We start from the raw sequence: 14216 nt of genomic DNA, 5'->3' as shown, positions 1-14216 counted from the left end.
GTGCCTCGCAGAACCGACATCTCCAGCGTCCTGGTCATCGGGTCCGGCCCGATCGTCATCGGCCAGGCGTGCGAGTTCGACTACTCCGGCACCCAGGCGTGCCGCGTGCTCAAGGAGGAGGGCCTGCGGGTCGTCCTCGTGAACTCGAACCCCGCCACGATCATGACCGACCCCGAGTTCGCCGACGCGACCTACGTCGAGCCGATCACGACCGAGGTCCTCACGTCGATCATCGCCAAGGAGCGCCCCGACGCGCTGCTGCCGACGCTCGGCGGTCAGACGGCCCTCAACGCGGCGATCGCGCTCGACGAGGCCGGCGTCCTCGCGGAGTACGGCGTCGAGCTCATCGGCGCGAACATCGCGGCGATCCAGAAGGGCGAGGACCGCCAGCAGTTCAAGGACGTCGTCGAGGTCTGCGGCGGCGAGTCCGCCCGCTCGGTCATCGTGCACACGGTCGACGAGGCGATCGCGGCCGCGGGCGACCTCGGCTACCCGATGGTCGTGCGCCCGTCGTTCACGATGGGCGGCCTCGGCTCGGGCTTCGCGTACGACGAGGACGAGCTGCGCCGCATCGTCGGGCAGGGCCTGCACTACTCCCCGGTGACGGAGGTGCTCCTCGAGGAGTCGATCCTCGGCTGGAAGGAGTACGAGCTCGAGCTCATGCGCGACAAGAACGACAACGTCGTGGTCGTGTGCTCGATCGAGAACGTCGACCCCGTCGGCGTGCACACGGGCGACTCGATCACGGTCGCGCCCGCGCTCACCCTCACGGACCGCGAGTACCAGAGGCTGCGCGACATCGGGATCGCCGTCATCCGCGAGGTCGGCGTCGACACGGGCGGCTGCAACATCCAGTTCGCGGTCGACCCGGACACGGGCCGCGTCATCGTCATCGAGATGAACCCGCGCGTCTCGCGGTCGTCCGCGCTCGCGTCCAAGGCGACCGGGTTCCCCATCGCGAAGATCGCGGCGAAGCTCGCCGTCGGCTACACGCTCGACGAGATCCCCAACGACATCACGCAGGTCACGCCGGCCTCGTTCGAGCCGACGCTCGACTACGTCGTCGTCAAGGTGCCCCGGTTCGCGTTCGAGAAGTTCCCGGCCGCCGACCCGACGCTCACGACGACCATGAAGTCGGTCGGCGAGGCGATGGCCCTCGGGCGCAACTTCACCGAGGCGCTCGGCAAGGCGCTCCGCTCGATCGACAAGGGCGGCTCGGTCTTCCACTGGGACGGCGAGCCGGTGTCCGGCGCGGAGCTCGACGAGCTGCTCGTACGCATCGCGCGCCCCACCGAGAACCGGATCATCGGCGTCCAGCAGGCGCTGCGCGCCGGGGCGAGCGTGGAGCAGGTGTTCGAGGCCACGAAGATCGACCCGTGGTACCTCGACCAGATCCAGCTGGTCAACGAGGTCGCGGCGGCCGTCGCCGACGCGCCCGCGCTCACGGAGGACGTGCTGCGCGAGGCGAAGAAGCACGGGCTGTCCGACGCGCAGGTCGCGCGCCTGCGGGGCATGGGCCCGGCGGGCGAGGCGACCGTGCGCGAGGTCCGCTACGCGCTCGGCGTCCGGCCCGTCTACAAGACGGTCGACACGTGCGCGGCCGAGTTCGCCGCCCGCACGCCGTACCACTACTCGTCGTACGACCTGGAGACCGAGGTCGCGCCGCGCGAGCGCGAGGCCGTGATCATCCTCGGCTCGGGCCCGAACCGCATCGGGCAGGGCATCGAGTTCGACTACTCCTGCGTGCACGCGGCCCTCACGCTGCGCGAGCGCTACGAGACGGTCATGGTCAACTGCAACCCGGAGACGGTCTCGACCGACTACGACACGTCCGACCGCCTCTACTTCGAGCCGCTGACGTTCGAGGACGTGCTCGAGGTCTACCAGGCGGAGCTCGCCGCGGGGCCGGTGAAGGGCATCATCGTCCAGCTCGGTGGCCAGACGCCGCTCGCGCTCGCGCAGCGGCTCGCGGACGCGGGCCTGCCGATCCTCGGCACGAGCCCCGAGGCGATCGACGCCGCGGAGGACCGCGGCGAGTTCGGCCGCGTGCTCGTCGAGGCGGGCCTGCCCGCTCCGGCGTTCGGCACGGCGCGCTCGCTCGACGAGGCGAAGGACGTCGCGGCCGGGATCGGCTACCCGGTGCTCGTGCGCCCGTCCTACGTTCTCGGCGGGCGCGGCATGGAGATCGTGTACTCGGCCGAGCAGCTCACGGGCTACGTCGAGCGCGCGCTCGTGGCGGCCGCGGCGGAGGACCGCACGGCCGGGACGCTGCCCGCGCCGCTGCTCATCGACCGGTTCCTCGACGACGCCATGGAGATCGACGTCGACGCGCTCTACGACGGCACCGAGCTCTTCCTCGGCGGCGTGATGGAGCACATCGAGGAGGCCGGCATCCACTCGGGCGACTCGGCGTGCGTCCTGCCGCCCGTGTCGCTCTCGGAGCAGGAGATCGAGCGCATCCGCCGCTCGACCGAGGCCATCGCGAAGGGCGTCGGCGTGCGCGGCCTGCTCAACGTGCAGTACGCGCTCGTCTCCGACGTGCTGTACGTCCTGGAGGCCAACCCCCGTGCGTCGCGCACGGTGCCGTTCGTCTCCAAGGCGACGGGCACGTCGCTCGCGAAGGCCGCGGCGCGCGTCATGGCGGGCGAGTCGATCGCCGAGCTGCGTGCGGCGGGCGTGCTGCCCGCCGAGGGCGACGGCGGCACGCTCCCGCTCGACGCGCCGATCGCGGTCAAGGAGGCGGTCCTGCCGTTCAAGCGCTTCCGCACCGCGGACGGCGTGGTCGTGGACACGGTCCTGGGCCCGGAGATGCGCTCGACGGGCGAGGTCATGGGCTTCGACCGCGACTTCCCGCACGCGTTCGCCAAGTCGCAGGCCGCCGCGTTCGGCGGGCTGCCGACGTCGGGCCGCGTGTTCGTCTCGGTCGCGGACCGCGACAAGCGCTCGATCGTCTTCCCGGTCAAGCGGCTCGCGGAGCTAGGCTTCGAGATCCTCGCGACGGACGGCACGTCCAGCGTGCTGCGCCGCAACGGCATCGCGTCGCGCGTGGTGCGCAAGTTCTCCGCGGGCCGCGGGGCGGACGGCGAGCCGACGATCGTCGACCTCATCACGGCCGGCGAGGTGGACATGGTCATCAACACGCCGTCCGGCCAGGGCGCGCGCGCCGACGGCTACGAGATCCGCGCGGCCACGACGGCGGCCGACAAGCCGATCGCGACGACGGTCGACCAGCTCGCCGCCGCGGTGCAGGGCATCGAGGCGGTCCTCGCGGGGCCGTTCGCGGTCGCCAGCCTCCAGGAGCACATGGCGGGCGAGGACCTGACCGCAGGCGTCGAGCTGCCCGCTCCCGCCGCGGAGCGGGTGGGCGCATGAGCGCGGGCTTTGGCGCGCGCCTCGCGGCGGCGACGGCGGACCACGGGCCGCTGTGCGTGGGCATCGACCCGCACCCGGGCCTGCTCGCGGACTGGGGCCTGCCCGACGACGCCTCCGGGCTGCGCGAGTTCGGTCTGCGGGTCGTCGAGGCGGTCGGAGGCCGCGTGGCCGCGGTCAAGCCGCAGTCGGCGTTCTTCGAGCGGCACGGGTCCCGCGGCGTCGCGGCGCTCGAGGAGGTCCTCGCGGCGGCCCGCGCTGCGGGGACGCTGACGATCGTGGACGCCAAGCGCGGCGACATCGGCTCGACCATGGCCGCGTACGCGGACGCGTACCTGCGCGACGGGTCGCCGCTCGCGGCGGACGCGCTGACCGTGTCCCCGTACCTGGGGTTCGGGTCGCTGCAGCCGGCGGTGGACGCGGCGCTGGAGACGGGGCGTGGCCTGTTCGTGCTGTGCCTGACGTCCAACCCCGAGGGCGCCGAGGTGCAGCACGCGCGCCGGGGCGCCGGGGCGGGCGTGGAGTCCGTCGCGGCGCACGTGGCGCGCGAGGCGGCCCGGGTGAACGCCCCGGTCGTCGCCGCGGGTGACGTGCTCGGGCCGGTCGGGCTCGTGGTGGGCGCGACGATCGCGGACGCCGCGGCGCGCACGGGCACGGACCTCGCGGCCGTGCGTGGGCCGCTCCTTGCTCCCGGTGTGGGCGCGCAGGGCGCGGGCGCTGCGGAGCTCGCCGCCGTGTTCGGCGACGCGCGGCGCCAGGTGCTCGCGTCGTCGTCGCGCGGCGTGCTGCGCGCCGGGCCCGGCGCGGACGCGCTGCGCGCGGCGGCTCGGACGGCCACGGACGAGGCGGCTCAGGCGCTGCGCGGCTGAGCCCCGCACCCCCCGGGACCGGGTCGGCACCCTCGCGGGGGCCGACCCGGTCGCCGTCGTGCCCGGTGCGGTCCCGTGCCAGACTGCGCCCATGACCTCCCGCGACGAGACGACGGTCCCAGCCACGCCCGCTGCCGGAGCACCTCCGGAGCTGCCGCCGCCGGGCGCCGTGCCGGGCGCGCTGGACGTGCCGGGCACCTGGAACGCGCGGGACGTGGGCGGTCGGGCGGCGCCGGCCGGTTCCGACGAGCCGCTGCGGACCGGGGTGCTGCTGCGCACGGCGAGCCTGTCCCGGCTGACCCCCGCGGGCCAGACGGCGCTCGTCGACCTGGGCGCGCGGACCGTCGTGGACCTGCGCGGCGAGGACGAGCTCGCGCGCGACGGCGCGGACGCCGTCCCGGGCGGCGTGCGCGTGCTGCGCCGCGGCATGGACCCGACGCCGGGCCTGGTCGACGGGGGAGCGGGCTCGGGTGCGTCGGCGGACCCGGCGGCGCTCGTCGCGGGACTGCTCGCGGCCGACGACCCGGCCGCGGTCGCGCGGCGCCTCATGCACGGCGTGTACGCGACGTTCGTCACGGACCCGGGCATCCGGGAGACGGTCGGCCGCGTCCTGGCGGACGTCGCCGCGGCCGACGGTGCGAGCGTCGTGCACTGCTCGGCGGGCAAGGACCGCACGGGCTGGGTCGTCGCGCTCGTGCAGTACGTCGCGGGCGTCCCGGAGCAGGAGCGCATGGCCGAGTACCTCGCGAGCGCGGCGGCGGCCGAGGGGCTCGCCGCGCTCGTGCCCCCGTTGCCGGGGCTGTCGCCCGAGGCGCTCGCGCCGGTCCTCACCGTCGAGCCCGCGTACCTGGAGGGCGCGTGGGAGCTCGCGGTGCGCGAGCACGGGAGCATCGACGACTACCTCGTGGCGTGCGGCGTGACGACGGCGGTGCGCGACGCGCTCGTGGCGCGTCTCGTGGCGTCCTGAGCCGAGCCCTTCCCCGTCCTGAGCCCGTTGACGAGGTCGCTGCCGGGTCGTCCGCGGCACGGCCACGGACGACGCGCCACGCCCAGTCGTTGCCCGATCGCCCGAGGCTCGCTACTTTCGAGGGGTCGGCTCCGTGCGTCGGCGCAGGTCGCCCGGGTGATCCACCCGGTCGGGGCTCCACCTGCGGGCACGCCGGACGACTGAGTGGGCCCATCCGCCTGACGACGAGTAGGTGACTTGCGTGGCACTTCCACCCCTGACCCCAGAACAGCGCGCGGCGGCGCTCGAGAAGGCCGCGGAGGCGCGACGCGTGCGCGCCGAGGTGAAGAACCGGCTCAAGTACTCCCAGGGCTCCCTGAAGGAGGTCATCGAGCGGGGCCAGACGGACGACATGATCGGCAAGCTCAAGGTCGTCTCGTTGCTGGAGTCCCTGCCCGGCGTGGGTAAGGTGAAGGCTCGGGCGATCATGGAGGAGATCGGGATCGCCGAGACACGTCGTGTCCGCGGCCTCGGCCCCCACCAGTCCGCGGCCCTCATCGAGAGGTTTGGCTGACATTTCCGCGCACCCGTCCGAGCCGACGCCGTCCGTCCCCGCCGGGGAGACCACGGAGCCGGCGTCGCCGCCCGTCGTCCCCGGCCCCGCCCGCCTGACCGTCCTGGCCGGCCCGACCGCCGTCGGGAAGGGCACCGTGTCGGCCGACATCCGGGCCCGCTACCCGGAGGTGTGGCTGTCCGTGTCGGCGACGACGCGCGACCCGCGGCCGGGCGAGGTGGACGGCGTGCACTACCTGTTCGTCGGCCCGGACGAGTTCGCGCGCATGGTCGCGGACCGGGAGCTGCTGGAGTGGGCCGTCGTGCACGGGCGCAACAGCTACGGCACGCCCCGGCGCGCGGTCGAGGAGAAGCTCGCCGCGGGCGTGCCGGCGCTCCTGGAGATCGACCTCCAGGGTGCGCGCCAGGTCCGTGCGTCGATGCCCGAGGCCCGGTTCGTGTTCCTGGCGCCGCCGAGCTGGGACGAGCTCGTGCGTCGGCTCGTCGGCCGCGGCACGGAGGACGCGGAGGAGCGGGAGCGTCGGCTGACGACGGCCCGGGTCGAGCTCGCGGCAGAGTCGGAGTTCGACCACGTCATCGTCAACGACGAGGTGCACCGCGCGACCGACGAGCTCGTGCGCGTCATGGGGCTCGAGCCCCGCCCCGTCCCGGCGGATGGCTCGTCCCCGGCGTCGTCTCCCGTGCCGTCCGGGCACGGCGAGGGGCGCAGCGAGTAGACTGTCCTGCGGTGCCCGTGCGCGGGTGTCCCCCCGTGGGCCCGAGGCCCGGTCGGCGGCCCGTCCTGCGGCGTGGTGCCGCGGCCGCCCGGTCCCGGACGGGGACGCCGTGCGCGCCGCCGCCATCGACCAGCTGCAGCGCCCGCTGCAGACCCTTGAACCCACGGAGCGAACTGTGTCCGGAACCGTCGCCGCCCCCGAGGGCATCACCGACCCGCCCATCGACGACCTGCTCGAGCACGTCGACTCGAAGTACGCGCTGGTCATCTACTCGGCCAAGCGCGCGCGCCAGATCAACGCGTACTACTCGCAGCTCAGCGAGGGCCTGCTGGAGAACGTCGGGCCGCTGCTCGAGACGCGCAACCAGGAGAAGCCGCTCTCGATCGCGATGCGCGAGATCAACGCGGGCCTGCTGACGATCGAGGCCGAGCCCGACGAGGCCCCCGAGGCCTGAGCCCGCACGCCGCGCACCTCCACCGGAGGGCGCGGCGTTCGTGCGTCCGCGCCCGGGTGCGCGGGTGCGTGACCCGCCGCCGCACGCGGCGGGCCTGAGCCGGACCTCCAGGAGGAGCGACATGCGGATCGTGCTCGGTGTGAGCGGCGGGGTTGCGGCGTACAAGGCCGTGCTGCTGCTGCGGCTGCTGCGGGAGCAGGGCCATCGGGTGCGGGTGGTGCCCACGGCGTCGGCCCTGCGCTTCGTGGGCGCGCCCACGTGGGAGGCGCTCTCGGGCGAGCCGGCCACGGACCAGGTGTTCGAGGACGTCGAGCACGTGCCGCACGTCGCGCTGGGCCAGGGCGCCGACCTCGTGGTCGTGGCGCCCGCCACGGCGGACCTGCTCGCGCGCGCGGCCGCCGGTCGCGCGGACGACCTGCTCACCTCGACGCTGCTCACCGCGCGCTGCCCGGTGGTCATGGCGCCCGCGATGCACACGGAGATGTGGGAGCACCCGGCGACGGTCGCGAACGTGGCGACGCTGCGAGCGCGCGGCGTGCACGTGATCGAGCCGGCGTCCGGCCGCCTCACGGGGGCGGACACCGGGCCGGGGCGCCTGCCCGAGCCGGACGAGATCGCGCGCGTCGCGCTCGCCGTCGTGGCGGACGTGTCCCGCGCCGACGCTGCCGACGCGGGTGCCGGGACGGACCGCGGGCCGGTGCAGGACCTCGTGGGACGGCGCGTGGTGGTGTCGGCGGGCGGGACGCGCGAGCCGATCGACCCCGTGCGGTTCATCGGCAACCGGTCGAGCGGGCGTCAGGGCGTCGAGCTCGCGCGCGCCGCGGCGGCGCGGGGCGCGCACGTCACGCTCGTGGCGGCGAACCTGTCCCCGGACGTGGCCGCGCTCGTGCGCGCTCCCGGGGGCGTGCCCGACGCCGTGGTGGAGGTCGAGACGACGGCGCAGCTGCGCGACGCGGTGCGGTCGGCAGCGGCGACGGCGGACGTCGTGGTCATGGCGGCGGCCGTCGCGGACTTCCGTCCGGCTCACGCGCCGGACGCGAAGATCAAGAAGGTCCCGGGCCAGGGGCCCGAGCCGATCGTGCTCGTGGAGAACCCGGACGTGCTCGCCGAGCTCGCCCGCGACCGGCTGCGTCCGGGCCAGGTGGTGGTCGGCTTCGCGGCCGAGACCGGTGACGCGCACGCGTCGGTGCTCGACCACGGCCGGGCGAAGGCGCGCCGCAAGGGCGCGGACCTGCTCGTGGTCAACGCCGTGGGCGAGGGACGGGGGTTCGCGGTCGACGCGAACGACGTGACCGTGGTCGACGGCGCGGGGGACGTCGTCGCGACGGCGAGCGGGTCGAAGGGCGAGGTCGCGGACGCGGTGTGGGACGTCGTCGTGCCGCGCGTGGCGTCGACGGACGAACGGGACGGGGCGGGCGAGTGACCCGCGTCTCGTCTCGCCTACCGGATACGCTCGCTCACCTTTCGGGACAGTAGGCTGTGCGGCATGGCTGAGCTGCGTCTCTTCACGTCCGAGTCCGTCACCGAGGGGCACCCGGACAAGGTCTGCGACCAGATCTCCGACGCGATCCTCGACGCGCTCCTCGCGCAGGACCCCACGTCCCGCGTGGCCGTGGAGACGATGGTGACCACAGGCCTGGTGCACGTCGCGGGCGAGGTGACGACGGACGCGTACGTCGAGATCCCGCAGATCGTGCGCGACGTCGTGCGCCGGATCGGGTACACGTCGTCGGTGATCGGGTTCGACGCGGACTCGTGCGGCATCTCGGTGTCGATCGGCCAGCAGTCGCCGGACATCGCTCAGGGGGTCGACAAGAGTCTCGAGGAGCGCGACGACCAGGGCGACCACGACCCCCTGGACGCGCAGGGCGCGGGCGACCAGGGCCTGATGTTCGGGTACGCGAGCGACGACACGCCGAGCCTCATGCCCCTGCCAGTGTGGCTCGCCCACCGTCTCGCCGAGCGCCTGGCGGCGGTGCGCCGCGACGGCACCGTGCCAGGCCTGCGCCCGGACGGCAAGACGCAGGTCACCGTCGGGTACGACGGCGACCGCGCGGTGACCCTCGACACGGTCGTGCTCTCGACGCAGCACGACCCGGACGTCCGCCAGGACGAGCTGCACCGGCAGGTCGCGGCGCAGGTCGTGGCGCCCGTGCTCGACGCCGCGGGCCTCGACCTCGACGTGCGCGCGACGCGCCTGTTCGTCAACCCCACGGGCACGTTCGTCGTGGGCGGCCCGCAGGGTGACGCGGGACTGACGGGCCGCAAGATCATCGTCGACACGTACGGCGGCATGGCCCGCCACGGCGGGGGCGCGTTCTCCGGCAAGGACCCGTCGAAGGTGGACCGCTCGGCCGCGTACGCGACGCGCTGGGTCGCGAAGAACGTCGTCGCGGCGGGCCTGGCGCGGCGGTGCGAGGTGCAGGTCGCGTACGCGATCGGCAAGGCGCACCCCGTGGGCCTGTACGTCGAGACGTTCGGCACGGAGAAGGTCCCGGTCGAGCGGATCACGGCCGCGATCCGCGAGGTGTTCGACCTGCGTCCGGCCGCGATCATCCGCGACCTGGACCTCCTGCGCCCCATCTACGCCCCGACGGCCGCGTACGGGCACTTCGGGCGCGAGCTCGAGCAGTTCACGTGGGAGCGCACGGACCGCGTCGCGGACCTGCAGTCCCAGGTGTGAGGAGCGTCGTCGCGCCGCCGACGGGTGCGCCGCTCGTGACGGCGGCGCGTGGTTCGATGGCGTCGTGAGCGAGCCGGAGGACACGTCGCGGGCGGTGCAGGACACCCTGCTCACCGTCGCGCCCGCCGCGCCGCGTCGGGGCCCGGCGCCGCCGGCGTCCCACGAGATCGCCGCGCACCTGCCGGTGGCGCGGCTCGCGCTCGACCTCGCCCCCCCGCACCTGGACCGCGCGTTCGACTACCTCGTCCCCGCCACGATGTCCGACGACGCGCGCCCGGGGGTGCGGGTCAAGGTGCGGTTCGCGGGCCGGGACGTCGACGGCTACGTCCTGGAGCGCGTCGACCGCTCGGACCACGACGGGCGCCTGCTGCCGCTGCGGCGGGTCGTGTCGGCCGAGCCCGTGCTGGCACCCGCCGTCGCGCGGCTCGCGCGCGCGGTCGCGGACCACTACGCGGGCACGCTCTCCGACGTGCTGCGCCTCGCCGTGCCGCCGCGGCACGCGCGGGCCGAGCAGTCCTTCGCGGCACGGACGGGCCCCGGGGCGGTCCCCGCGCCGGGAACGGCCCCGAGCGAGGTCTCCGAGGCCGCAGGGGCCTCGGGCGCGGACGTGGTCGCCGCCGAGGCGGCTCCTGCAGCCCCTCCCGTCGCCGAGCCCGTGCCCACGTCGGCGCCCGCCGCTGCGGCGCGCGCGGCGCACCAGGAGTCCGTGTGGGCCCCGTACCGGGCCGGCGCCGCGTTCCTCGCGCACGTCGCGGGCGGCGGGGCACCCCGGGCCGTGTGGACCGCCCTCCCCGGGCTCGCGCCCCCGGCGCCCGAGGTGGCGCCCGAGGTGGCGTCCGCGGGCCGGCGCGGCGCGGGCCGGTCCCGCAAGGAGCCCGACGCGCTGCCCGTCACGCACTGGGCGGCCGCGGTCGCCGAGGCGGTGCGCGCGGCCCGGTCGGGTGGGCGGGGCGCGCTCGTCGTCGTGCCGGACGCGCGCGACGTCGACCAGGTGTGCGCCGCGCTCGCGGCCGCCGGGCTGCCCGCGTGGGACCCGGCGACCGGGGGCGAGGTGGTGCGGCTGACGGCCGACGAGGGGCCCGCGCCGCGCTACCGCGCGTTCCTCGCCGTGCTGCACGGCGACGCGCGCGTCGTCGTGGGGACCCGTGCGGCGGCGTTCGCGCCCGTGGTCGACCTGGGGCTGGTGGTGTGCTGGAACGACGGCGAGGACACGCTCGCCGAGCCGCGCGCCCCGTACCCGCACGCGCGCGAGGTGCTCGCGCTGCGCAGCGACCAGGAGGGCGCCGCGTTCCTGCTGGGCTCGCACGGGCGCACGGTCGCGGCGCACGCGCTCGTCGTGCGGGGCTGGGCGCACGAGCTCGCGGCGCCGCGCGACGTCGTGCGGGCCCGGGCGCCGCGCGTGCGGGCGCTGACCTCGGTCGAGCTGGCGGCGGAGGGGCCGGGCGCGGCGGCGCGCATCCCGACGGCCGCGTGGCGCACGGCGCGCGCGGCGCTCGAGCAGGGGCCGGTGCTGGTCCAGGTGCCGCGGTCCGGGTACGTGCCCGTGGTGGCGTGCGCCCGGTGCCGCACGCCGGCGCGCTGCACGGTGTGCCACGGCCCGCTCGCGCTGTCCGGCCCGCAGGCGACCCCGCAGTGCGCGTGGTGCGGGGCGCTCGCGGGCGGGTGGTCGTGCGCGGAGTGCCACTGGACGGGGCTGCGGTCGGTGCGCGTGGGGTCGCAGCGCACGGCGGAGGAGCTGGGGCGCGCGTTCGCGGGGGTCCCGGTGCAGGTGTCGGGTGCCGCGGCGGCGGGAGGGGTGCTGGGGGCGGTGTCCGCGCGTCCCGCGCTGGTGGTGGCGACGCCGGGCGCCGAGCCGGTCGCGGAGGGCGGGTACGCGGCGGCGCTGCTGCTGGACGCGGCGGTGAGCACGTCGCACGTCGGGCTCGACGTGGCGCAGGACGCGCTCGCGCGCTGGCTCGCCGCGGCGGCGCTCGTGCGACCCGCGACGGCAGGCGGGCAGGTGCTGCTCGTGGGCGACGCCGCGCCCGCGCCGACGAACGCGCTCGTGCGCTGGGACCCGGCGCTCCTCGCGGACCGTGAGCTGGACGAGCGGGTCGAGCTGTCGCTGCCGCCGGCGGTCCGGGTGGCGGCGGTGACGGGCGACCGTCCCGCCGTGGCGGCGGTGCTGGGCCGGGTGGGGCTCGCAGGCCCGGAGACCGTGCTCGGTCCGGTCGAGGTGGCGGCGTCGCCTCGCGGGCGGGGTGCCGACGGGGCGGACGGCGCGGCGCCCGGGCTGGTCGACGCCCCGCCCGTGCGGGCGGTGGTGCGGGTCCCGGTGCGCGACGGCCGGCTGCTGGCGCGCGAGCTCGGCGCGTCCGTCGCGGTCCGGTCCGCGCGGCGCGAGCCGGGTAGCGTGCGGGTGGAGCTCGACCCGAAGGAGATCCTGTGACGCACCGCCCCGCGCCCGACGCCCCGACCGTCGCCCCCCTCGTCGAGGCGTCCGCGGACGCGAACCCCGACCGGGACCCGGCACCCGCCGCCCGCGAGATCGACGCCGTGCTGTACGACTTCGGCAACGTCCTGGTGGGCTGGGACCCGTACGGCGCGTACGACGGCGTCGACCGCCGCGACGTGGACGCGTTCTTCGCCGACGTGGACTTCCGGGTGCTCAACCACGAGCGGGACGCGGGCGCGACGTGGCAGGACGCGCGCGACCGCGTGGCGGCGACCCACCCGCACCACGTCGCGCTGCTCGACCGGTACGTCGAGCGGTTCCCCGCGACGCTCACCGGCCCGGTCGAGGGCTCCGAGGAGCTCGTGCGCGAGCTGCGTGACCTGGGCCTGCGGCTGTACGGCCTGACGAACTGGTCCGCGGAGCTCTTCTCCCACGCCGCGCCGGCCGCGCCCGCCACGGCCCTCATGGAGGACGTGCTGGTCTCGGGGCGCGAGGGCCTGGCCAAGCCCGACCCGGCGATCTTCGCGCTCGCGGTCGAGCGGTTCGGTCTCGACCCGGTCCGGACGTTGTTCACCGACGACAGCCCGGCCAACGTCGAGGCCGCCGCGCGTCTCGGGCTGCGCACCCACCTCTTCGACGGCACGGTCGGCCTGCGCGCCGCGCTGCGCGACCTGGGCGTGCCGGTCGGCCCCGAGGGCTCGGGGTCGTGATGGGCGCCGCGTCGTGACGGGTGCCGGGGTGCCGCGCGCGCTCACGGCCCCGGAGCGCGACGTCCTCGTCTGGATGCTCCGTCACGGGTGCCGCGACGAGGCCGTCGCGCCCGACCAGGACGCGGCCGACCGACGGCGGTGGCTCGCCCAGGTCGACGCCGTGCGGGTGCACGGCACGTGCGCGTGCGGGTCCTGCCCGACGATCGACCTCGGCGACGACGCCGGTCCCGTCCCCGCGCAGGGCCCGCGCGTCGTGCTGGAGGCGGGCACGGAGCGCTTCCTCCTGCTGCTGTTCGTGGACGGTGACCGGCCCAGCTGCCTGGAGTTGGCCCCCGTGGACGACGAGACGTACCCCGCGTTCCCGCCGGTCGCCACGCTGGCGAGCTGACGCCCGCGCCTGGACCGGTCGCCTGCGCACACCGGGCGCCCGACCCGTGCACCGGGCCGCTCCCGGGTCGGCCGCGCTGCCCGGCCACCTAGAATCGGGCCCATGCGCCTGCTGTTCGCGGGGACCCCGGATACCGCGGTCCCGTCCCTCGACGCCCTCCTCGACTCCCGCCACGAGGTGGTCGCCGTGCTCACGCGCGCCGACGCGCCGTCGGGCCGCGGACGGCGCCTGACCCCCAGCCCCGTCCGCGTGCGTGCCGAGGAGGCGGGGATCCCCGTCCTCACGGACCGGCCCCGCGGCGAGGAGTTCCTCGCGCGCCTCGCCGCGCTCGACGTCGACGTGGCGCCCGTCGTCGCGTACGGGGAGATCCTGCGCCCCGACGTGCTCGCCGTGCCGCGGCACGGGTGGGTCAACCTGCACTTCTCCGTCCTGCCCGCCTGGCGCGGCGCGGCGCCCGTGCAGCGCGCGATCATCGCGGGCGACGAGGTGACCGGGGCGACGACGTTCCTCATCGAGGAGGGACTGGACTCCGGCCCCACGCTCGGCACCACGACCGAGACCATCCGCCCCCGGGACACCGCGGGCGACCTCCTGGGCCGCCTCGCCGTCTCCGGTGCGGACCTCCTCGTCGCCACCCTCGACGCCCTCGAGGACGGCACCCTGCGCCCCCAGCCCCAGCCCGCCGACGGCGTCTCGCACGCCGCCAAGCTGACGACCGCGGACGCCGAGGTCCGCTGGGACCACCCGGCGCTCGCGGTCGACCGCCTGGTGCGCGGCTGCACCCCGGCCCCCGGGGCGTGGACGACCCTGCCCGGCGCCGACGGCACGCCCGCGCGCCTGGGGCTCGGCCCCGTCACCCCGCGCCGCGACGTCGTCGACCTCGCTCCCGGGCAGGTGCGTGCGGGCAAGAAGGAGGTGCTCGTCGGGACCGCGACCCACGCCGTCCAGCTCGGGGAGGTGGCGCCGGTGGGCAAGAGGCACATGCCCGCCGCCGACTGGGCGCGTGGCGCCCGGCTCGACGACACCACGGTCCTCGGTGCGGAGACCGCCCGATGAGCGCCGAGCGCCGCGATC

General features: G+C 76.0%; 12 protein-coding genes. All 12 read left to right on the top strand.

Translation table 11 applies throughout. The features are described 5' to 3' along the window. The 12 genes from carB (at position 1) to fmt (ending at position 14198) form a co-directional block, all read left to right on the top strand. Complete coding sequence (carB, locus tag ABIE39_RS03795) at positions 1-3372, top strand: carbamoyl-phosphate synthase large subunit (RefSeq protein ID WP_209829160.1); 3372 nt, start codon at positions 1-3, stop codon at positions 3370-3372. Continuing rightward, positions 3369-4238, top strand: coding sequence for an orotidine-5'-phosphate decarboxylase (pyrF, locus tag ABIE39_RS03790; RefSeq protein ID WP_209829161.1), 870 nt, complete (start codon positions 3369-3371; stop codon positions 4236-4238). Before carB ends, pyrF begins: the two co-directional genes overlap by 4 nt. 91 nt (positions 4239-4329) lie before the next feature. Further along, the gene (locus ABIE39_RS03785) at positions 4330-5205 is read left to right on the top strand and encodes a tyrosine-protein phosphatase (RefSeq protein WP_209829162.1); all 876 of its coding nucleotides are present in this window, start codon (positions 4330-4332) and stop codon (positions 5203-5205) included. A 241-nt stretch (positions 5206-5446) separates the two neighbouring features. Next, on the top strand, positions 5447-5758 hold the full coding sequence (gene mihF / locus ABIE39_RS03780; protein WP_021482878.1) for an integration host factor, actinobacterial type: 312 nt from the start codon (positions 5447-5449) through the stop codon (positions 5756-5758). 103 nt (positions 5759-5861) lie between these two features. After that, the gene (gene gmk / locus ABIE39_RS03775; protein ID WP_209829254.1) at positions 5862-6473 is read left to right on the top strand and encodes a guanylate kinase; all 612 of its coding nucleotides are present in this window, start codon (positions 5862-5864) and stop codon (positions 6471-6473) included. A 175-nt stretch (positions 6474-6648) separates the two neighbouring features. Next, entirely contained in the window at positions 6649-6927 is a 279-nt protein-coding gene (gene rpoZ, locus ABIE39_RS03770) for a DNA-directed RNA polymerase subunit omega (RefSeq protein ID WP_031316460.1), read from the top strand. Between the two features lie 121 nt (positions 6928-7048). Then, on the top strand, positions 7049-8350 hold the full coding sequence (gene coaBC / locus ABIE39_RS03765) for a bifunctional phosphopantothenoylcysteine decarboxylase/phosphopantothenate--cysteine ligase CoaBC (RefSeq protein WP_175008573.1): 1302 nt from the start codon (positions 7049-7051) through the stop codon (positions 8348-8350). Between the two features lie 63 nt (positions 8351-8413). Continuing rightward, positions 8414-9610, top strand: a complete 1197-nt coding sequence (gene metK / locus ABIE39_RS03760; protein ID WP_175008572.1) for a methionine adenosyltransferase — start codon at positions 8414-8416, stop codon at positions 9608-9610. 64 nt (positions 9611-9674) lie between these two features. After that, positions 9675-12038 (top strand): primosomal protein N' family DNA-binding protein, encoded by a 2364-nt coding sequence (locus ABIE39_RS03755; RefSeq protein ID WP_354050509.1) that lies wholly within the window; start codon positions 9675-9677, stop codon positions 12036-12038. Beyond that, complete coding sequence (locus ABIE39_RS03750; protein WP_255437129.1) at positions 12035-12754, top strand: HAD family hydrolase; 720 nt, start codon at positions 12035-12037, stop codon at positions 12752-12754. Before ABIE39_RS03755 ends, ABIE39_RS03750 begins: the two co-directional genes overlap by 4 nt. Before the next feature lie 13 nt (positions 12755-12767). Continuing rightward, positions 12768-13142, top strand: a complete 375-nt coding sequence (locus ABIE39_RS03745) for a hypothetical protein (protein ID WP_175008570.1) — start codon at positions 12768-12770, stop codon at positions 13140-13142. Between the two features lie 102 nt (positions 13143-13244). Beyond that, entirely contained in the window at positions 13245-14198 is a 954-nt protein-coding gene (gene fmt / locus ABIE39_RS03740) for a methionyl-tRNA formyltransferase (protein WP_175008569.1), read from the top strand. The last annotated feature ends 18 nt before the right edge of the window (positions 14199-14216 follow it).

This window comes from Cellulosimicrobium sp. 4261 (assembly GCF_040546915.1).
In the GTDB taxonomy this organism is placed as follows: domain Bacteria; phylum Actinomycetota; class Actinomycetes; order Actinomycetales; family Cellulomonadaceae; genus Cellulosimicrobium; species Cellulosimicrobium cinnabarinum.
Note: the sequence above shows the minus strand (reverse complement) of the source record. Positions and strands in the feature narration are given on the sequence as shown.

Excerpts from the sequence above, each read along its gene's own strand:
- fmt (WP_175008569.1), top strand. The coding sequence starts at position 13,245 with ATGCGCCTGCTGTTCGCGGGGACCCCGGATACCGCGGTCCCGTCCCTC.
- pyrF (WP_209829161.1), top strand. The coding sequence starts at position 3,369 with ATGAGCGCGGGCTTTGGCGCGCGCCTCGCGGCGGCGACGGCGGACCAC.
- ABIE39_RS03785 (WP_209829162.1), top strand. The coding sequence starts at position 4,330 with ATGACCTCCCGCGACGAGACGACGGTCCCAGCCACGCCCGCTGCCGGA.
- coaBC (WP_175008573.1), top strand. The coding sequence starts at position 7,049 with ATGCGGATCGTGCTCGGTGTGAGCGGCGGGGTTGCGGCGTACAAGGCC.
- metK (WP_175008572.1), top strand. The coding sequence starts at position 8,414 with ATGGCTGAGCTGCGTCTCTTCACGTCCGAGTCCGTCACCGAGGGGCAC.